Source organism: uncultured Gelidibacter sp. (assembly GCF_947500795.1).
Classification (GTDB): Bacteria; Bacteroidota; Bacteroidia; order Flavobacteriales; family Flavobacteriaceae; genus Gelidibacter.
This window is the reverse complement of record NZ_CANMTE010000002.1, coordinates 151,791-171,686: the sequence shown is the minus strand read 5'-3', so window position 1 is coordinate 171,686 and position 19,896 is coordinate 151,791. Positions and strand designations below refer to the sequence as shown.

Annotated in this window: 20 protein-coding genes; 7 read left to right on the top strand and 13 right to left on the bottom strand. The window is 37.1% G+C overall.

Going from position 1 to position 19,896, the window contains the following annotated elements; genetic code table 11:
• Positions 1 to 6: 6 nt before the first annotated feature.
• Both Q0947_RS05975 and recA read right to left on the bottom strand, forming a co-directional pair.
• Positions 7 to 423: a hypothetical protein gene (locus Q0947_RS05975; RefSeq protein ID WP_299393509.1), complete on the bottom strand. Its 417-nt coding sequence runs from the start codon at positions 421 to 423 to the stop codon at positions 7 to 9.
• Positions 424 to 562: 139 nt separating this feature from the next.
• A complete protein-coding gene (gene recA, locus Q0947_RS05970) occupies positions 563 to 1,576 on the bottom strand; it encodes a recombinase RecA (protein ID WP_299393507.1) in 1,014 nt (337 codons plus the stop codon).
• Between the two features lie 582 nt (positions 1,577 to 2,158).
• On the opposite strand from recA, the gene Q0947_RS05965 reads away from it, so the two are divergent.
• From Q0947_RS05965 to Q0947_RS05935, 7 genes are all read left to right on the top strand, one after another.
• Positions 2,159 to 3,223: a rhodanese-related sulfurtransferase gene (locus tag Q0947_RS05965; protein ID WP_299393504.1), complete on the top strand. Its 1,065-nt coding sequence runs from the start codon at positions 2,159 to 2,161 to the stop codon at positions 3,221 to 3,223.
• Positions 3,224 to 3,619: 396 nt separating this feature from the next.
• Positions 3,620 to 4,918 (top strand): regulatory iron-sulfur-containing complex subunit RicT, encoded by a 1,299-nt coding sequence (gene ricT, locus Q0947_RS05960; protein ID WP_299393502.1) that lies wholly within the window; start codon positions 3,620 to 3,622, stop codon positions 4,916 to 4,918.
• Positions 4,908 to 5,396 carry a gliding motility lipoprotein GldH gene (locus Q0947_RS05955; protein ID WP_299393500.1) on the top strand — a complete coding sequence of 163 codons (489 nt, stop codon included), beginning with the start codon at positions 4,908 to 4,910 and terminating at the stop codon, positions 5,394 to 5,396. Before ricT ends, Q0947_RS05955 begins: the two co-directional genes overlap by 11 nt.
• 8 nt (positions 5,397 to 5,404) lie before the next feature.
• Positions 5,405 to 7,717 (top strand): transglycosylase domain-containing protein, encoded by a 2,313-nt coding sequence (locus tag Q0947_RS05950; RefSeq protein ID WP_299393497.1) that lies wholly within the window; start codon positions 5,405 to 5,407, stop codon positions 7,715 to 7,717.
• Positions 7,718 to 7,900: 183 nt separating this feature from the next.
• Positions 7,901 to 8,599: a CoA transferase subunit A gene (locus tag Q0947_RS05945; protein WP_299393495.1), complete on the top strand. Its 699-nt coding sequence runs from the start codon at positions 7,901 to 7,903 to the stop codon at positions 8,597 to 8,599.
• 23 nt (positions 8,600 to 8,622) lie between these two features.
• Positions 8,623 to 8,976 carry a four helix bundle protein gene (locus tag Q0947_RS05940; protein ID WP_299393494.1) on the top strand — a complete coding sequence of 118 codons (354 nt, stop codon included), beginning with the start codon at positions 8,623 to 8,625 and terminating at the stop codon, positions 8,974 to 8,976.
• Between the two features lie 41 nt (positions 8,977 to 9,017).
• Positions 9,018 to 9,671, top strand: coding sequence for a CoA transferase subunit B (locus tag Q0947_RS05935; protein WP_299393491.1), 654 nt, complete (start codon positions 9,018 to 9,020; stop codon positions 9,669 to 9,671).
• 601 nt (positions 9,672 to 10,272) lie between these two features.
• Here Q0947_RS05935 and Q0947_RS05930 read toward each other — a convergent pair.
• From Q0947_RS05930 to hemE, 11 genes are all read right to left on the bottom strand, one after another.
• Positions 10,273 to 10,983 (bottom strand): 3'-5' exonuclease, encoded by a 711-nt coding sequence (locus Q0947_RS05930; RefSeq protein WP_299393488.1) that lies wholly within the window; start codon positions 10,981 to 10,983, stop codon positions 10,273 to 10,275.
• Positions 10,984 to 10,989: 6 nt separating this feature from the next.
• Complete coding sequence (locus Q0947_RS05925; protein WP_299393486.1) at positions 10,990 to 12,147, bottom strand: serine hydrolase; 1,158 nt, start codon at positions 12,145 to 12,147, stop codon at positions 10,990 to 10,992.
• A gap of 476 nt (positions 12,148 to 12,623) precedes the next feature.
• On the bottom strand, positions 12,624 to 12,941 hold the full coding sequence (locus Q0947_RS05920) for a GIY-YIG nuclease family protein (RefSeq protein WP_299393484.1): 318 nt from the start codon (positions 12,939 to 12,941) through the stop codon (positions 12,624 to 12,626).
• Positions 12,942 to 13,234: 293 nt separating this feature from the next.
• A complete protein-coding gene (locus tag Q0947_RS05915; protein ID WP_299393482.1) occupies positions 13,235 to 13,708 on the bottom strand; it encodes a methylated-DNA--[protein]-cysteine S-methyltransferase in 474 nt (157 codons plus the stop codon).
• On the bottom strand, positions 13,708 to 14,826 hold the full coding sequence (locus Q0947_RS05910; RefSeq protein ID WP_299393479.1) for a hemolysin family protein: 1,119 nt from the start codon (positions 14,824 to 14,826) through the stop codon (positions 13,708 to 13,710). The genes Q0947_RS05915 and Q0947_RS05910 overlap by 1 nt, the downstream gene beginning before the upstream one ends.
• A gap of 69 nt (positions 14,827 to 14,895) precedes the next feature.
• Positions 14,896 to 15,303: an Lrp/AsnC family transcriptional regulator gene (locus tag Q0947_RS05905; RefSeq protein WP_299393476.1), complete on the bottom strand. Its 408-nt coding sequence runs from the start codon at positions 15,301 to 15,303 to the stop codon at positions 14,896 to 14,898.
• A gap of 152 nt (positions 15,304 to 15,455) precedes the next feature.
• Positions 15,456 to 16,448: a porphobilinogen synthase gene (gene hemB / locus Q0947_RS05900; protein ID WP_299393473.1), complete on the bottom strand. Its 993-nt coding sequence runs from the start codon at positions 16,446 to 16,448 to the stop codon at positions 15,456 to 15,458.
• A gap of 72 nt (positions 16,449 to 16,520) precedes the next feature.
• Positions 16,521 to 17,432, bottom strand: a complete 912-nt coding sequence (gene hemF, locus Q0947_RS05895) for an oxygen-dependent coproporphyrinogen oxidase (RefSeq protein ID WP_299393471.1) — start codon at positions 17,430 to 17,432, stop codon at positions 16,521 to 16,523.
• Positions 17,429 to 17,962, bottom strand: a complete 534-nt coding sequence (locus Q0947_RS05890; protein WP_299393469.1) for a GNAT family N-acetyltransferase — start codon at positions 17,960 to 17,962, stop codon at positions 17,429 to 17,431. The genes hemF and Q0947_RS05890 overlap by 4 nt, the downstream gene beginning before the upstream one ends.
• Positions 17,959 to 18,714, bottom strand: a complete 756-nt coding sequence (locus tag Q0947_RS05885) for an EI24 domain-containing protein (protein ID WP_299393466.1) — start codon at positions 18,712 to 18,714, stop codon at positions 17,959 to 17,961. The genes Q0947_RS05890 and Q0947_RS05885 overlap by 4 nt, the downstream gene beginning before the upstream one ends.
• Before the next feature lie 65 nt (positions 18,715 to 18,779).
• Entirely contained in the window at positions 18,780 to 19,811 is a 1,032-nt protein-coding gene (gene hemE / locus Q0947_RS05880; protein WP_299393463.1) for a uroporphyrinogen decarboxylase, read from the bottom strand.
• Positions 19,812 to 19,896: the final 85 nt, after the last annotated feature.

The window sequence follows — 19,896 nt, the reverse complement described above, 5'->3', positions numbered from 1 at the left end:
GATTCATTATTCAGCTTGTTCTACTACAGGCACTTCTACAATATAATACAAATCTGTTCCGCTGTCATCTTTGCCCTGCCAAAACTTAAAGACGTAAGTGCCATTATTGGTCACTTTAAAGTTAAATGTGGCTTCAACTTCAGATGGGGCGTCCATGCCACAGTCTTTATTTGGGTACGCAGTGTTTATAACGGCTACGGTACGCTCATTTAAATTACGGGTATAATAAAAGTTATAAAAAGCGTAACATCCAGCCGGCCTTGAATAGGTGACAGTTATGGGGTAAACTCCTCCCATTACAAATTCGTCTGGAATGTCAACACTTACTATAGGTAAAATTTCATTGTAATAATCATTGGTGTCATCTACGCTACAAGACGTTAAAGACAACATTAAAACACAGATAAAAATTAACTTTTTCATAGAAATTTAGTTTAAATACGATCTTTTTTTCATTAGTAAGATGCTGTACCTTCAGAAAGGTTGCGTCGCAAACAAAAAAAATCCCTCGAGAAAGGGATTTTTTATAATTTTTAAGTTTTTGCTGACAGAATAGTGCGATTTATTCCTCAGCAGTTGCAGCTTTAGCAATCTTTCTGACTTTAGCTTCCAACTCATCCATCAACTCCGGATTGTCTTTAATCAAAGCTTTAACGGCATCTCTACCTTGGCCTAATTTTGTGTCTTCATAGCTAAACCATGAACCACTTTTCTTAACGATTTCATGCTCTACAGCGATATCTAAAATTTCACCAACTTTAGAAATTCCTTCACCATACATAATATCGAATTCAGCCATTTTAAATGGTGGCGCAACTTTGTTCTTCACCACTTTTACGCGTGTTTTATTACCAGACACATTACCATCCGTTTCTTTAATTTGCGTTGAACGTCTGATATCCAATCTTACTGAGGCATAAAACTTCAAGGCATTACCACCCGTTGTTGTTTCAGGATTTCCGAACATGACACCAATTTTTTCACGCAATTGGTTAATGAAAATCACCGTACAATTGGTTTTGCTTATAGAACCTGTAAGTTTTCTTAAGGCTTGAGACATCAATCGTGCATGTAATCCCATCTTCGAATCGCCCATTTCTCCTTCAATTTCACTTTTTGGAGTTAATGCTGCAACTGAATCGATGACTACGATATCAATAGCACCCGAACGGATCAAATTATCGGCAATTTCTAAGGCTTGTTCACCATTATCAGGTTGAGAAATAATTAGGTTTTCTAAATCAACCCCTAATTTTTCTGCGTATGTTCTATCAAAAGCATGCTCAGCATCAATAAATGCGGCAATACCGCCAGATTTTTGTGCTTCCGCTATAGCGTGTAAGGTTAAGGTTGTTTTACCAGAAGATTCTGGACCATATATTTCAATAACCCTTCCACGTGGGTAACCACCTACACCTAAAGCGATATCCAATCCTAGAGACCCAGAAGAAATGGCATCAACATCTACCACCGCTTTGTCACTCATTTTCATAACAGTCCCTTTGCCGTAGGCTTTGTCTAACTTATCTAACGTTAGTTTTAGGGCTTTTAGTTTTGCTTCTTTTTCACTACTCATTTGTTGTCTTTTTCTAAATTTTATCGAAGCTAAATTACGACATTTTTTCCTCTTAAAAATTTTATCACGCAACCTTTTTAAATTTCCCCATCTACCTATTAAGAATGGGAAATTATGCTATGAAATGACCATTTTTTATCTGAATTATTAACTCCTACAGATGAAAATTTTTAACAAAATTATTTTTAACAAGGCATTGGGCCTTTCAATTTCCGTGACTTTAAATGGGAATTGTAAATCCGATGGCGGTTAGCTCGTTATGTAAATTTGTGTATTTAAATTAAGTAATATTTAATAACGAGTTAGTCCTCATAAAAAGCACCATAGATAAATCTTTGGTGCTTTTTCTATTTTAGATGAAAACTGAACTCGAATATTGAAGACTGAAGACTGCCAACTGAATACTGAGAACTGAATACTGAATACTGAATTCTGAATTCTGAACACTGAACACTGACGACTGAAGACTGAAGACTGAAAACTGCCAACTGAATACTGAGAACTGAAGACTGAATACTGAAGACTGAGAAACATTTTTTTTCTATCTTTGCACCACTTTAACCTTAAAATAATTAGTATAGCATGCAACTGTACAATAACTTAAGCGCTAAAGAAAGAGCAGATCTTATTGAGCAAGCGGGAAAAGAACGTTTGACCATCTCTTTCTATGCCTACGCCAAAATTGGCAATCCAGAAATTTTTAGAAACCATATGTTTATTGCTTGGAACGAGCTTGATGTTCTTGGCAGAATATATGTTGCCCACGAGGGAATTAACGCGCAATTATCAGTTCCGGCTGATCATTTTGAAGCTTTTAAGGCCCATTTGGACAGTATTTCATTTTTAGAAAACGTACGACTCAATATCGCTATTGAGCATGACAATTTTGCGTTCTTAAAGCTGAAAGTGAAAGTGCGCGATAAAATTGTGGCTGACGGATTAAATGACAATACGTTTGATGTGACCAACATTGGTGTTCACGTGGACGCTGAAAAATTCAATGCCCTTATTGAAGATGAGAACACTGTTTTAGTGGATATGAGAAACCACTATGAAAGTGAAATTGGCCATTTTAAAAATGCGGTCACTCCTGATGTGGATACGTTTAGAGAATCTTTGGATATTATTGAAGCAGATTTAAAAGATCATAAGGAGGATAAAAATCTTGTGATGTATTGCACAGGCGGTATCCGTTGTGAAAAAGCAAGTGCCTATTATAAGCACAAAGGATTTAAAAACGTGTATCAGTTAGATGGTGGAATCATCAATTATGTGAGACAAGTCAATGAAAAAGGTTTAGAAAACAAGTTTATTGGTAAGAATTTCGTTTTTGACCAACGTCGATCAGAACGTATTTCTGACGATGTCATTGCGCATTGCCACCAATGTGGAAATCCAGCCGATTTACATACCAATTGTGCGAATGAAGCATGTCATTTATTGTTTATTCAATGTGATGACTGTAAAGAAAAAATGGAAAATTGCTGTTCAACAACGTGTATGGAAGTGAATCGATTGCCTTATGAAGAGCAAAAAGCACTTCGAAAAGGACAAGGCAATAGTAACGATATCTTCAAAAAAGGACGTGCGGACCATCTTCCTTATAAAAAAGATTTACGGAACATTTTTGAGGTTCTAAAAAAATAAAATATAAGGCTTCCCGATAACGGAAGCCTTTTTTGTTTTGGAATATTATGGATTTATAGAATCATCTTCACATTATATTTTCACTTAAAAATTAAAATTCAGAGGTCATTTTACAGCATTTTCGAGTCTATTTGATATCGTTTTATCATCTGCTTTAATGAGCGTTTTCACATTGCAATATGATTCTATTTAACTGAAAAATAAGGAGTTATAATTTTTTAAACGATTATATTCAGTATCATGATCTTGAATTATATAACTGAAATAAATAATCTTATCTTTACGTTTTAAAATTATATGGCATTACCGGTTCCATTTTGGTGGAAATTTTTTGGAGTGTAAGCCGTAATTATTAATCCTCATTCGTTACCAGACGAATCATATATATAACATAACATGAGTTGTAACAGTTGCTCAACCGGGAAGGATGGACAACCAAAAGGATGCAAAAACAATGGGACTTGCGGCACCGATAGCTGTAATAAGTTGACTGTTTTTGATTGGTTGGCAAATATGTCTCTTCCAGAAGGAGAAGAGCCTTTTATTGGAGTTGAAGTACGTTTTAAAAATGGACGTAAAGAATATTATAGAAATACAGAAAATTTAACCTTAAGTATTGGCGATATTGTTGCTACACAAGCACAATCTGGCCATGATATTGGTATGGTTACCCTTACTGGAGAATTGGTAAGGATTCAAATGAAACGGAAACACATCAAAATTGATGATGAAGAAAACGTTTTGAAAATCTACCGTAAAGCGTCACAGCGCGATATTGATATTTGGTCTGAAGCTCGAGATAAAGAAGAGCCAATGAAGGTTAAGGCGCGTCAATTTGCGATAGATTTAAAATTGCAAATGAAGATTTCTGACATTGAATATCAAGGAGATGCCAGTAAAGCGACGTTTTATTATACCGCTGAAGAGCGTGTCGATTTCCGTGAATTGATAAAATTGTTTGCTAAAGAATTCCGTACGCGTATTGAGATGAAGCAAGTTGGTTTCCGTCAGGAAGCTGCACGTCTTGGTGGTATTGGATCTTGCGGACGTGAATTGTGCTGTTCAACGTGGTTGACCGATTTTAGATCCGTTAGTACTTCTGCTGCGCGTTACCAGCAATTATCGTTGAATCCGTTAAAATTAGCAGGACAATGTGGTAAGTTAAAATGCTGTCTGAACTATGAATTAGATTCCTATTTGGACGCCCTTAAAAGTTTTCCAAAAACAGAGATCAAGCTTTACACTGAAAAAGGTACGGCAGTATGTCAAAAAACCGATATTTTTAGAGGGTTTATGTGGTATGCTTATGAAGGTGAATGGATGAACTGGCATAAATTAACCACTGAACAAGCCAATGAAATTATTGGTTTAAACAAGAAAAAACAAAAGGTTGCAAGTCTTGAAGAATATGCTTCAGAGCTTATTGAGGAAGTCAAAGCTGATTTTGAAAACGTTGTTGGTCAGGATAGTTTAACGCGTTTTGATACTCCAAAACGTAAAACAAAACGTAAGCCTAACAAGAGTAAAGCAAAACGACCAAGAGATTCTAAGCCTCAAACTGATCAGAATAAAGCTCAGGACAAGGCTCCGGATAAAGCTCAAGATAAATCGCAACAAAGGCCACCTCAAAAAGCAGGTCAAAAGAAACGAAGAAAACCAAACCCGAAAAAAATTAATCCTAACGATGCCAAATAAATTTTCTTGGATAGTTTTATCAATTGGGCTTTTGGTGTTCAGTTGTGATTCCAATCAAATTTTTGACGAGTATAAATCGGTGCCAAACCAATGGAACAAAGATTCCCTGATTTCTTTTACCGTAACGCCACCTGACTCAACAAATCTTTACAATTTGTTCATCAACATCAGAAATACAAATGATTATAAATACAGCAATTTATTTTTAATAGCTGAAATCAATTTTCCTAATGGTAAAACAGTCAAGGATACCTTAGAGTATCAAATGGCTAAACCTGACGGAACCTTGCTGGGCGAGGGTTTTTCTGATATTAAAGAGAATAAATTGTGGTATAAGGAAGCGGTCAAATTTGATGAAATCGGCCCTTATACCATTACAATTCAACACGTCATGCGAAATAATGGTGAGGTTGAGGGCGTTGATAACTTAGAAGGTATTACAGATGTGGGATTCAGAATTGAACCTGCAACGAATTAATTTAGATTATGGCAAAAAAGAAAGTAGAAACTCAAAATTTTACCGCATATATAAAATGGTTTTGGATAACCATTATAGGAGGTTTATTACTGATCGTCCTGATGTTTTTATTGGCCTCTTGGGGCGTGTTTGGGGAAATGCCAGATCATACACGTTTGGAAAACCCAAGTACCAATTTGGCTACTGAAATCATTTCTTCTGATGGCGAGCTGTTAGCTAAAATTTACGATAACGACAACCGTACACCAGTAGATTATACTGAACTTCCTGACCATTTGGTTGAGGCATTGATTGCTACGGAAGATGCGCGTTTTAGAACGCATTCTGGTATTGATGCTAGAGGAACCTTAAGAGCTATTTTCACCTTAGGTAAAGGTGGTGGTGCGAGTACTATTTCTCAGCAGTTAGCAAAACAATTGTTTCATGGGGAAGGCGCAAAGGATATTTTAGGGAGAATCACTCAAAAAGTAAAAGAGTGGATCATTGCGATCCGTTTGGAACGCCAATATACCAAGGAAGAAATTATTGCCATGTACTTCAATATCTATGATTTTGGTAATAATGCCGATGGAATTAGAAGTGCGGCGCGAATTTATTTCGGAAAAGAGCCTAAAAATTTAGACATTAAAGAGTCTGCTATGTTAGTAGGGATGTTTAAAAATTCATCGCTATACAATCCAAGGCCAACGCGTAATCCTGAAGGTACTAAAAACCGTAGAAATGTGGTCTTGTATCAAATGGAGAAATACGGATATATTCCAGAAACGGTTAAAGATTCCCTTAGTAAATTAGATTTAGGATTGCGTTATTCGCCAGAATCGCATCGTGAAGGTTTAGCGACCTATTTCAGAGCTTACCTTACTGATTTTATGAAGGATTGGATCAAAAATAATCCAAAATCTGACGGAACGGGTCTCTATAATTTATATGATGACGGATTGAAAATTTATACGACAATCGATTCGCGTATGCAGCAATATGCAGAAGAAGCTACTTCTGAACATATGGCACGGTTACAGAAGGAGTTTTTTAATCAAAACACTCCAGAACGCAATAAAACGGCACCATTTTTAGATTTGAAACCTGAGGAAATCACGACCTTACTTAATAGAAGTATGCGTCAATCCGAGCGTTGGAGAAAAATGAAAGCCAATGGTAGAAGTGACAAGGAAATTATTGCATCCTTCGATAAACCAACACCAATGACCGTATTTTCTTGGAAAGGTGAGATTGATACCATCATGAAACCTGCAGATTCCATGCGTTATTACAAATCGTTTTTACATGCAGGAATGATGTCTATGGATCCACAAACCGGCCATGTAAAAGCTTGGGTTGGCGGTATCAATTACAGACATTTTCAATATGATCACGTAAAACAAGGAAAGCGTCAAGTTGGTTCTACCTTTAAACCTTTCGTTTATGCAACGGCTATTGACCAATTGCATTTATCACCTTGTGATACCTTCCCTAATACTAAAATAACCATTGAAGCGGGTAAATTTGGCAATCCATTGCCATGGAGTCCGGATAATGCTGATCGTTCTTATGGTGGTTTTAGAACCTTAAAGAGTGCTTTGGCAAACTCGATCAATACCATTACTGCACGTTTGATGGATAAAGTTGGTCCGCAGCCCGTTATTGATATGGCAAAGAATTTAGGGATTGAATCCGATATTCCTGCAGTTCCTGCAATTGCGCTTGGGACACCAGATTTAAGTGTTTATGAAATGGTAGCTGCCTATGCAACCTTTGCGAATAAAGGTGTTTATAACAAGCCTGTAATGGTGATGCGTATTGAAGATAAAAACGGAACGGTATTGTATCAGTTTACGCCAGAATCTAAAGATGTATTGAGTGAAGAAGTTGCTTATGTGACCACTAATTTGATGCAAGGCGTTACGGAAGGTGGTTCTGGAACACGTTTAAGAAGAACTGGTCCGCCATCACAATTATATAAAGAAATCATTACCGGATATCCTTATGCATTTACAAACCCAATTGCTGGTAAAACAGGAACCACACAGAATCAGAGTGATGGTTGGTTTATGGGGATGGTGCCTAATTTGGTGACCGGTGTATGGGTAGGAGGCGAAGAGCGTGCTACGCATTTTAAGAGTATCGCTTACGGACAAGGTGCCTCAATGGCGTTGCCAATTTGGGGTCTCTATATGAAAAAATGTTATGCTGATAAAGATCTTGATGTGTCGACAGGTGAATTTGAACGTCCTGCAAATCTTTCTATAAATGTAGATTGTAGCCGACATAATATGAATTCTTCATCTGATATTGATGGTTTCGATGATAGCCTAGATTTTTAGTATTCGAAAAATAATTTAAAAGTTAAAATCCCATTTAGAATGATAGTTCATTTTAAATGGGATTTTTTAATTACTAACAAGCGATACTTATCATACTTTGAAAAGTCACACCCTCAATCGACTCAAATAATTTTTTATGGCTATATTGTTTCGTAATTTTCAAACTCCTAAAAAATAATACTCATGATTAATAAAAAAGTAGCCAACGTTACGGAAGCTATGGAAGGTGTAAAGGACGATATGACCTTGATGTTAGGTGGTTTCGGACTTTGTGGTATTCCTGAAAATGCTATCAATTATTTAGTAAAGATGAACGTTAAAGGGCTGACCTGTATCTCTAATAATGCCGGTGTAGACGATTTTGGTTTGGGTTTGTTATTGCACAAGCGACAAATCAAAAAAATGATTTCTTCTTATGTAGGTGAGAATGACGAATTTGAGCGTCAAATGCTTAGTGGCGAATTAGATGTAGAATTGGTTCCTCAAGGCACATTAGTAGAACGCTGTAGAGCCGCCCAATCAGGGTTTCCAGCCTTTTTTACGCCCGCGGGATACGGCACAGAAGTAGCCGAAGGCAAGGAAGTTCGAGAATTTGACGGTAAAATGTATGTTTTGGAACACGCGTTTAAAGCGGATTTTGCCTTTGTGAAAGCTTGGAAAGGGGATGCTGCAGGTAATTTAATCTTCAAAGGAACCGCGAGAAACTTTAATCCAGCCATGTGTGGCGCTGCAAAAATTACGGTAGCTGAGGTGGAAGAGCTGGTGCCGGTTGGAAGTTTAGATCCGAATCAAATTCATATTCCAGGAATATTTGTACAACGGATTTTTGAAGGAAAGGATTATGAAAAGAGGATTGAACAACGGACAGTAATCAGTAAATAATTATTCAATTTGAAAATTTGAAAATGAGAGATGACAAGGAAAATTTGATTGTAAGATTGACTTTTGAATTTTCATTGAAAATCATTTCATTTTCGGAAGAATTAAGAGCAATTCATAAGTATGAAATGGCTTCACAAATTTTCAGAAGTGGAACATCAATTGGTGCCAATATCATGGAGGCTCAGAACGCTGAAAGTAAAGCCGATTTTATTCACAAGTTTAAGATCTCAGCAAAAGAAGCAGATGAATTAAATTACTGGTTGAAGTTGTGTGAAGCATCAGAATTTTATCCAAATCCGAGCAAAGAACTTCATTCGGAATTAAGATCAATTAGTTTAATTATGTCCAAAATCATTTCATCAAGTAAGAAAGGTTAATTATCAAATTTTCAAATCATAAAATTTTCAAATCATTTATTATGTTAGATAAAATAGGAATCGCAAAACGCATTGCAAAAGAAGTCAAGGATGGCTATTATGTCAATCTTGGGATAGGTATTCCAACGCTCGTAGCCAATTATGTGCCCGACGATATAGAAGTTGAATTTCAGAGTGAAAATGGGGTATTGGGCATGGGACCATTCCCTTTTGAAGGTGAAGAAGATGCTGATTTGATAAATGCAGGTAAGCAAACCATTACGACCTTGCCTGGCGCTAGTTTTTTCGACTCAGCAATGAGTTTCTCTATGATTAGAGGGCAACATGTGGATCTTACCATTTTGGGCGCTATGGAGGTCTCTGAAGAAGGCGACATCGCCAATTGGAAAATACCAGGTAAAATGGTGAAAGGAATGGGAGGTGCCATGGATTTGGTAGCCAGTGCTGAAAATATTATCGTCGCTATGATGCATACTAATAAGGCAGGCGAATCAAAATTGTTAAAGAAATGCAGCTTGCCACTCACTGGGGTTGGTTGTGTAAAGAAAATTGTGACAAATTTGGCCGTTTTGGAGGTCACTCCTAAAGGATTTAAATTGTTGGAACGTGCCCCGGGAATTTCTGTTGAAGATATTGTTAAAGCTACAGAAGGAACATTGATTGTTGAAGGCGATATTCCGGAAATGGTTTTATAACAATTACCGATTAAGTTTTTTAGCCACTACTTCACGAATTAATTTGTATAAAATTGATTCAGAGCGTAGTGGCTATTTTTTTATTTTGTTGGAACCGTTTGAATGATATAGAGATTATTTGTAGGAATAATCTTTGTTATGGATCAAAAATGTTAAAATTAAATGCATTTCATCGAATAATAACGTATTTAAACTGATTTATTTAAAAGTCCTTATATATTTACAAAACCAAATCTAATTAACCTAACACCCAAATTTACCATAAACTTAATTTATGTTTAGCCCCAAATCTACCATAATTTTAAACTTATGAATACCGCCCCAAATCTATCTAAACCTACCTCGTCTCAAAGAAATTCATTTGAGGCCTTTCATGAAACAGTAAGTTTATTGAAAGGAATTTTGAGACTTACAAAAAAATTATTCATGCTTTAATCCACGCCCCGGAAAGAGCATGAATTTTTTTTTAATTTTTTGGGTATAGTCTTCATTAAGGTAGTAGACCTAAGCAATTACAGCGTATCTCTTTTGTAGCTGTATGTTATCCTTCAGAACAGAAATTCCGAAAAACTTAAACTTACTTAAAGAATTGAATTCGATTTCAAATATGTTTGATTTCGCTTATATCCAATATCGCATCACCTCGTAATCTTAAGAAGATTTGCGCAACAGCAATGGTGTCCTTTTCACAATAAATAACGATGCGGTCAATATCATTTTCCTCATAATATACGCGACCAACTTCACTTCCATCAATATCATCTTTTGGAGATGGTATGCCGAGAACATTAGTAAGTAACTTTAAAGACGTATAATTTTTATAATCGCCAAATTTCCATAGCTCTAAAGTGTCCAAATGAGGCACTTCCCAGGGTTTTTTACCGAAGAGGTTTAATTTATAAGGCAGTTCTATATTATGGATGATCATGCGTCTTGCGATATATGGGAAATCAAATTCCTTCCCGTTATGTGCACATAACAAATGTTTTGCTTGACTAAAATGTGAGGCTAATAAATTTTTGAAATCCTTTAAAATCGTTACTTCATCGCCAAAAAATGACGTCACTCGGAAGCTCCTCTGTTCTCCCTGGAACTTAAAATAGCCAACAGAAATACAAATAATTTTTCCAAACTCTGCCCAGATTCCTGCGCGCTCATAAAATTCCTCTGCTGAAACTTCGGCGCGTTGGTACTTAGACTTTAATTCCCATAACTCCTGTTTTGTTTTGTCCAATTCCGAAAAATGATGTGTTTCAGGAACGGTTTCAATATCCAGAAATAAGATGTCTTCAAGATTGAGTTTGCTTATCATAAGTCCTTATTCAGCCATCATTTGATAGCCTTCATCAATATACGAATAAATATCTTCGTTAAACGGATCTTCAGATTCATCAACTTTTAAGGACGCATGACCCAAGCGCACAATAATGACATTATCATCAGGCTGAACAATCACATATTGACCTAAATGGCCACGCATCATAAAGAAATCTTTGCCGTTATGATTTTGAATTAACCACCATCCGTAGCCGTATTCTGGGCTTTTCGGAAAACGTGGGGTTACTGATTTGGCAACGAACGCGGAGTCTAAAATTTGCTTTCCATTCCATTTGCCATGATCTTTAAAAAGTTTGCCGTAACGTGCAAAATCCTTCGCATTACTGGCAATACAACAGTAGGCTTTCACCAAATCATTGGCTTCACTATCTACTTGCCATAAGGTTTCATTTTCTGACCCTAAAGGTTTCCAAAATGATTCTGCTAAATAATCGTACAGTTTTTTACCCGTTGCTTTCTCAATCACCATCGCTAAAAGTTGGGTGTCGCCGCTAGCATATTTGAAAGCTTGTCCAGGTTCGTCCACTACCTTTAAACCTAGGATGACCTTTTCTAAATTATCATCAAAATAAGCGCGCGTGGTAATGGATAATGGCGAATAATAGGCTTCATCCCAATTGGTACCAGAACTCATGGATGATAAATCTCCAACGGTCATTTTGGAGGCTAAACCTTCACTAAACTCAGGGAAGAAATCGCCAACGGATTGCTCTAAACTTTTAATATGTCCTTGTTCTATTGCTTTTTGCATCAATCCGGATACATAGCTTTTAGCCATGGAAAAGGAGTTGGATTTTGAGTTTTCGCCATACCCGTCATAATAGTTTTCAAACCAAATGCTATCATTTTTGATGATCACATAAGCGACTGTGCCCAGATCTTTATTTAATTTCTGAAGGGCTTCAGTTTCTTTTACTGAGTTATAATCAGCGTGTTTAGGCCAAGGTTGGGAATTACCATTGGACACGACTTGGTTATCGAATTGTTTATAGTCTTCAAGATAAGCGGTTGAATGTCCTTTAAGATAAATAGTGCGCACCGCTTTTAACAAATAATCAGTATCTGTGATATACAAAATGGCCACAGTGAGCACAAGTAAAGCAAGGATCCATTTCAGGGAAGTTTTAAGCATTTTCATAAGTTGGTGTTAAGGGGAATAAATATAGGGAAATTTGCGCATCTTATTTTGTCATTCCGACGTAAAGAGGAATCCCATAATGAAGCATGCAATCACGCCGCTAACTAATCAAGCCCACAACCAGCAACAATGTCTAATTTGTCATTCCACTCTTCTTGGTTTGTCATTCCGACGTAAGGAGGAATCCCATAATGAAGCATGCAATCACGCCGCTAACTAATCAAGCCCATATCCAGCAACGATGTCGGGTTTGTCATTCCACCCTTTTTATTTTTGTCATTCCGACGTAACGAGGAATCCCATAATGAAGCATGCAATCACCTCGCCTACCAATCAAGCCCACAACCAGCAACAATGTCTAATTTGTCATTCCACTCTTCTTGGTTTGTCATTCCGACGAAGGAGGAATCACATAATGAAGCATGCAATCATCCCACTAACCAATCAAACCCTTCCAAACACCCAATCATCCACAATTACTGAAACAAATGATTCAAAAATTCAAAACCCTCATTGTACTCACGAATTAAGCTCAGTTTCTTTTCCCTTCTCCAACCTTTTAATTCTTTCTCCCTGGCAATAGCCAATTGAATCCAGCTGAATTTTTCATAATACACTAAGTACTGTAAGTTATATTTTGCAGCAAATGTTTTCTTTTTAAGTAGGAGGTTTTCTTGGTGTTGTTGGAGTCGGTGTTGTAATCTATTCGTGACTCCGATATAGAATGTGCTTCTGTACGTGTTCGTAATGATATACACATAGTAAGTGTGGCTTCCTTGCGCGAATTCAATCATTTCTCTAAGGTGTTATATATTCCCAGCGAGGGAGTGATCTAAGTTAGGTAAAAGTTGGCTGGTTGTGGGGTGGTTAAGGGCTTAATAATGTGTCTGTTAAGAGGGGGTTTCAATGTTGTTTTATGTGATTCCTCCTGCGTCGGAATGACAAGTTTAGACAGAGTCGGAATGATATGCCTTAAATGAAGTGGTTTTGGTTTTATAGTATGCTTTTTTCATGAGGTGTTGTTTTATGTGATTCCTCCTAACGTCGGAATGACAAATATAAACAGGGTCGTAATTACAGTAGTGTGCTAAAACAAACTTTGCTGCTTATAAGGGCTTTCATGTTCCAAAAGCCATTGTTTGCGTGCCAGTCCGCCGGCGTAACCTATGAGGCTGCCGTCGCTTCCTATAACACGATGGCAGGGCACAACAATCCATAGCGGATTTTTGCCATTGGCGCTGGCCACGGCTCGTATGGCTTTAACGTCACCTAATTGTTGTGATAGTTGTAAATAAGAAAGTGTTTTCCCGAATGGTATCTCCTGAAGTGCATTCCAAACCCTCTTTTGAAAATCGGTACCTTCAGGATTTAAGATAAGGTCGAATTGGGTGCGTTTCCCCTCAAAATATTCGAAAAGTTGACGAGTGCAGTCTTCAAGCGTCACAGGAATTATATCTGTAACTTTTTCTTCTGAATTCAATATAGAAATCGAGGATATGCCCTGTTCATCACCTTCAATTTTAGTAAAACCCAATGGTGATGAAATGATGCAATGTTCCACTAATTTTCTTTTTTAGGATTCCCTTTTTCCGGCGTGATGACATCTTTAGTTGTTACCTCGTCATTGAGCATCCCTAAACTTTTCGCACGAGCTTCCCAGCTTTTTCGCGCTTGCTCTTGCAGGTCGGCAATATTATCACTTTCATCCATAATTTCGAGCCCCAACAAGGTTTCAATCACATCTTCCATGGTGACCAAGCCTGTAACCGTACCGTATTCATCAACCACTAAAGCCATATGATTTTTACTTTCCACTAATTTCTCAAATAACGTGGGAATAGGTAAGTTGCGTTCAATGATGATAATTTCCCTTCTTATGTCTGCCAATGATTTTGAATCGTTATCAAGAGCCATTTCTTTATAAATGTCATCTTTTAAGACCAATCCTGTAATGTTATCTGGGTTTCCAGAATACACAGGAATCCTTGATACGCGCAGTTCTTGGTTTTCTTCAAAAAACGGTTTAACCGATGTCGTTTCATCTTCAGACACCATTATGGTACGTGGCGTCATAATATCTTTGGCCAAAATCTTTCTAAAGTTGAGTAGGTTTTTAATCACCTTACTCTCTGATTCCTTAAAAACGCCTTCGTCCTGAGCAATGTCAGCCATCGCTAAAAAACTGTCTCTACTTACGGTACTGACATGTGCATTTTTACCGCCAATTAATTTTGTGGTCAATTGCAGAACCCAAAGGATTCCGGTATATTTTAAAGGGAAAATTAAAATGTTTAATGCAACGGTAGTAAAACCTACCAGCTTTTTCCAATAGGTAGCGCCAATGGTTTTTGGGATGATTTCAGACAGCACCAAAATTAAAAATGTCATCACTGCTGAAACGATCATGATGGAGTTGTCGCCATTTCCAAACACTTGTTCCGCCTGAACACCAACTAAAATTGCCCCTACAGTATGTGCAATGGTATTCAAGGTTAAAATGGCAATAAGAGGTTTATCAACGTCCTTTTTTAAGGCCTCTAGAGACTCCGCGTAACTTTTATTTTCCTTCTTTTTAATATTGATAAAGGTTGGGGTAACACTCAATAAAACCGCTTCTAAAATGGAGCATAGAAAGGAGAAAAAGATTGAAACAAATGCATAAAGGATAAGTAGAGTCATTAATCTTGAAGTTTAAATGCTAATTTAAGGATATTATTAGAGTCTATGTTTCCTCATAACGATAAATTTTTAGCTCTCTAAAATGATACTGGTATCAGGAACGCCGTATTGTGAAATGCGTTCAATAAAGGTTACCAAATCTTTGTTGGATGGAAAATAGCCAAGGATGGCAAGCCGATCTTCACCCGTAATTCGGTCGCAACGCTGTACTTCCTCCTGATTGATAATTTGGTTGTAAGCGGTTCTTATGGTGCTCGACTGGTGGATTTTTAAATGGATGATGGCCTTTGTAGTAATGCCGAGCTTTTCGTGATTGATTTTTAGCGAATAGCCTAAAATAATGCCTTTTTCTTCTAATTGCTTAACACGTTTTCCAACCGCGGGAGCCGAAAGTTCCACTGATTTTCCTATAGTTGCGAAGGATTCGCGGGAGTTTCTGCGCAGAATCTGAAGAATTTTTGTATCGATATCATCCATTGGAATCAAAGGTGTTTATCACGATTAAGGATTTAATCGAAACTGAATATACAAAAATATCTTTGGTTATGTAACAAAATGAGCGCTTTATGAAGATTTCGATATCCGAAAATCTCTATAAAGCGCCCAATTTAATTGTGATTTTAGTACTACTATTTATTCAAAAGTCTTACCACATCTTTAGCAAAGTACGATGCAATCACATCAGCTCCTGCACGTTTAATTGCGGTAATTTGCTCCATCATAACGGCGTCATGATCAAGCCACCCTTTTTCAGCCGCAGCTTTTAGCATGGCGTATTCGCCTGACACTTGATAAACGGCAACTGGAACATCAACGGCATTTTTAATTTCACGTACGATATCCAAATAGCATAATCCTGGTTTTACCATAACAATATCGGCTCCTTCATCAATATCCATTTCCGTTTCTCTGATGGCTTCAAACCTATTGGCATAATCCATTTGGTAGGTTTTCTTGTCTTTTGGAATGTTTTTCATATCCACAGGAGCAGAATCTAAAGCGTCACGGAATGGTCCGTAAAATGCAGATGCATATTTAGCAGAATAGCTCATAATGCCAGTATCTGTAAAGCCTTCATCTTCCAAGGCTTCTCTAATAGCTAAAATTCGGCCATCCATCATATCACTTGGGGCAACAAAATCAGCGCCAGCATTCGCATGCGAAACACTCATTTGGGCAAGCATATCAACACTCTCATCATTTAAAATGATGCCATTTTCAATAATCCCGTCATGTCCATAAGCAGAATACGGATCAAAGGCAACGTCAGTCATCACTAGCATGCCAGGAAAAGCATTTTTAACGGTTTTTATCGCACGTTGCATCAAGCCATTATCATTAAGTGCTTCAGCACCTCTATTATCTTTAAGATTGTCTGGAACTTTTACAAAAAGCAATACCGATTTTAAGCCCATGTTCCATAGTTCTTTTACTTCTTTTTCAAGTAAGTCTAAACTATAGCGGTAGTAATTTGGCATAGATGCGATTTCTTCCTTTACGTTTTTGCCTTCAACAACAAAAAGTGGGACCAAAAAATCATCTGGAGATATGATTGTTTCTCTGACCAATGAACGAATAGCTTCGTTAGCTCTCAATCTTCTATTTCTTCTTAATGGGTACATAATTTTGAATCTTCAATTTGCAGAATTCGGTCTGCAGTTATTATTTAAATAGCGCTTATAACACGCCGTTGTTTATGAGAAATTGATCCAATCCACTGGATCTTTTAATACGTTTAATAATTTTTCTTCTTCGCTACCTTCTTCTGGATGATGGTCATAAACCCACTGTACATGTGGCGGTAAACTCATCAAAATACTTTCTATTCGGCCGTTGGTTTTTAATCCGAATAAGGTGCCTTTATCGTGTACCAAATTGAATTCTACATAGCGTCCACGACGAATTTCCTGCCACGTTCTCTGAGCTTCCGTATAGGTTAACTCTTTGCGTTTTTCGACAATTGGCACATAAGATTCAAGGAAGCTATTACCTACTTCAGTGACAAAAGCATACCAATCTTCCATAGAAAACGTGTCGGTTGATTTGCAATAATCGAAAAACAAACCACCTACACCACGTGCTTCATTGCGGTGCGCGTTCCAAAAATAGCTGTCGCATTTCTTTTTATAGAAATCATAATATTCTGGGTGATGTTTATCGCAGGCTGTTTTGCACACTTGATGAAAATGAATGGCGTCCTCTTCAAACAGGTAATACGGTGTTAAATCTTGTCCGCCACCAAACCAAGAATCCACAATATTTCCATTTTGATCATACAATTCAAAATAGCGCCAGTTGGCATGGACTGTTGGAACCATCGGGTTTTTTGGATGTAACACCAAACTCAAACCACAGGCAAAGAAATTGGCATCAGTAACACCAAAATATTGGCGCATACTTTCAGGTAATTCCCCATGAACAGCAGAAATATTAACACCCCCTTTTTCGAAAACGTTTCCATTTTCTATAACGCGTGTTCTTCCGCCACCACCTTCTGGACGTTCCCAAATATCTTGTTGGAAGGTTGCTTTGCCGTCTATTTCCTCAAGTTTTGATGTGATGGTATCTTGTAATTCGAGTATGTAGTTGTAAAATTTATCTTTCATGTCTTTAATTCAAAAAGTTCCATATCCATTGGAGCTTCATTTAATGGAGTAAATTCATTGACCAAGGTTTTTTTCCACTTAAAACCAGATTTTAAAGCGACGTTAACGCTCGATTCGTTTGATTTATGGGTGATTATTTGAAATGTTTTCAATCCCATTTCTTGGTTCGCATAGGATGTTAAAGCTTTTATCGCTTCTATCATCAACCCTTTCCCTTTATGGCGGCTTCCAATACAGTAAGCAAATTCTGCTTGCTTAATATCCCATTGAATCTGTTTTAAAATGATCAAACCTATAATCTGAATCTGATATTTATCTTTGATAACAAATACAAATTCTTCTCTATTTTCAGCCGCTTCAATCTTTCTTTTGATATAATTGTGCGTGCTTTCTAATGTTCTATTGTCCGCTAATGTTAATGGCAAAAAGCGAATAAAACGTTCCGTATTTGAGACTAAAAGTTTGTTCAGCTGCAAAGCATCAGCGGGCTTTAATAAAGAAATGCTAAGCGTGGCTGAACTATATATCATGAAATTTTTAGTCTGTTTTGTGCTTTGATTGCTTTTACAGTTTCTGTTGAAGCTGCGGTTACTGATAATGGTAAAACCAAAATAATTCCTATCACCGGAATCAACAGAAATAACATAAACACAATACCGTTTCCAATAGCTAATCCGCGATGTTCTTTTACAAACTTTATGCTTTCGTCGTACTTAAAATGACGCTCCAAAGTGTAATCCATATTTCCAAATCCGGCATAATAAGCTTGTACTAAAAACAGTAAAATAGTAGACACTATGCCCACAAGCGGAATAAAACCAATCAATATAATGGGAATTGTAAATAGTAATTCCAGCAACAAATTCCTCACGTTAATTCGTGTGCCTCTCCACAGTTGTTCTGTAAATGACGTATCGCGATGGGAGTGCCGTTCTATACCTAATAAATGTGCTTCAATTTTCTCAGATACGGGACTCATAAATGGCGCCGATAGTGCCATAACAATATGCTTGTAAAGTATAAATCCTAAGATCAGGATTAAAAGGCCGCTTAAAATTTCACTAATTAAGAAAAAGGTTTCTTTTCCCCAATCCCAAATCCAGAGCTTCGAAATGTAATACCCAAAATCGTCAGATAGGGCATAAGCAGAAAGGATGATGGTAGTGGCAACAATGATACTGATGAGCACGGGTACACCAAAATACTTCCAAAGTTTAAGTTTGGAAATCAATTTGAAGGTTCCGGCATAGGCTTTAATGCCTTTAAAAATGTTGCGCACCATAGATTGAGATAAAACCTCATAGTTCAGGAACTTCCGGACTCAAAATCTATGAGGTTTTTTATGTATTAGTTTGGACTTTTATATTCCTTAACGGCGTCAATAAATGCCTTAGCATTATCTAACGGGATATTAGGTAAAATTCCGTGACCTAAATTTACGATATATCTGTCTTTTCCAAACTCGTTAATCATTTGGTTTACCATCTTTTTGATTTCAGCAGGTGGTGAAAACAATCTGGTTGGATCAAAATTACCTTGTAAAGTGATCTTTCCTCCAGTTAAATAACGTGCATTTTGTGCAGAACACGTCCAGTCAATACCTAAAGCCGATGCATTTGAATTTGCCATATCATGCAACGCAAACCAGCACCCTTTACCAAACGCAATTACAGGAGCATCATCTTTTAATGCTTCAATAATTTGGTTGATGTATTGCCATGAAAATTCGGTATAATCGGTAGGAGATAACATACCTCCCCAAGAATCGAAAATTTGAACAGCGTCACACCCAGCAGCAACTTTTGCTTTTAAATAAGTGATTGTAGTATCTGTAATTTTCTGTAATAATTGATGCGCCGCAATAGGATTCGTAAAACAAAATTCTTTCGCTTTGTCAAAGTTTTTACTTCCTTGACCTTGTACGCAATAACATAAAATAGTCCAAGGAGAGCCTGCAAAACCAATTAGCGGTATTTCGTCATTCAACATCTCCTTTGTGAGTTTAATGGCTTGCATCACATAATCCAATTCTACATGAACATCAGGAACAATCACATTATCCACATCTTTTTGAGAGCGAATAGGGTTTGGCAAATAAGGCCCAAAGTCAGGTTTCATTTGCACCTCAATATTCATGGCTTGAGGAATAACCAAAATATCACTAAACAAAATAGCCGCGTCCATGCCGTAACGTCGGATAGGCTGCACAGTAATTTCGCTCGCTAATTCTGGTGTGCGACAACGTGTAAAGAAATCGTATTTGGCCTTTATTTCTTGAAATTCAGGTAAATAACGTCCTGCTTGACGCATCATCCAAACTGGTGGACGATCAACTATTTCACCTTTTAATGCTCTTAAGTATAAATCGTTTTTTATCATATCCCACATTCCTGCGATCGCAAGAATCCCATTATTAAGTTATAATTCTGCTTTTAAATACAAATATGCTTGTGTAGATTTCAGC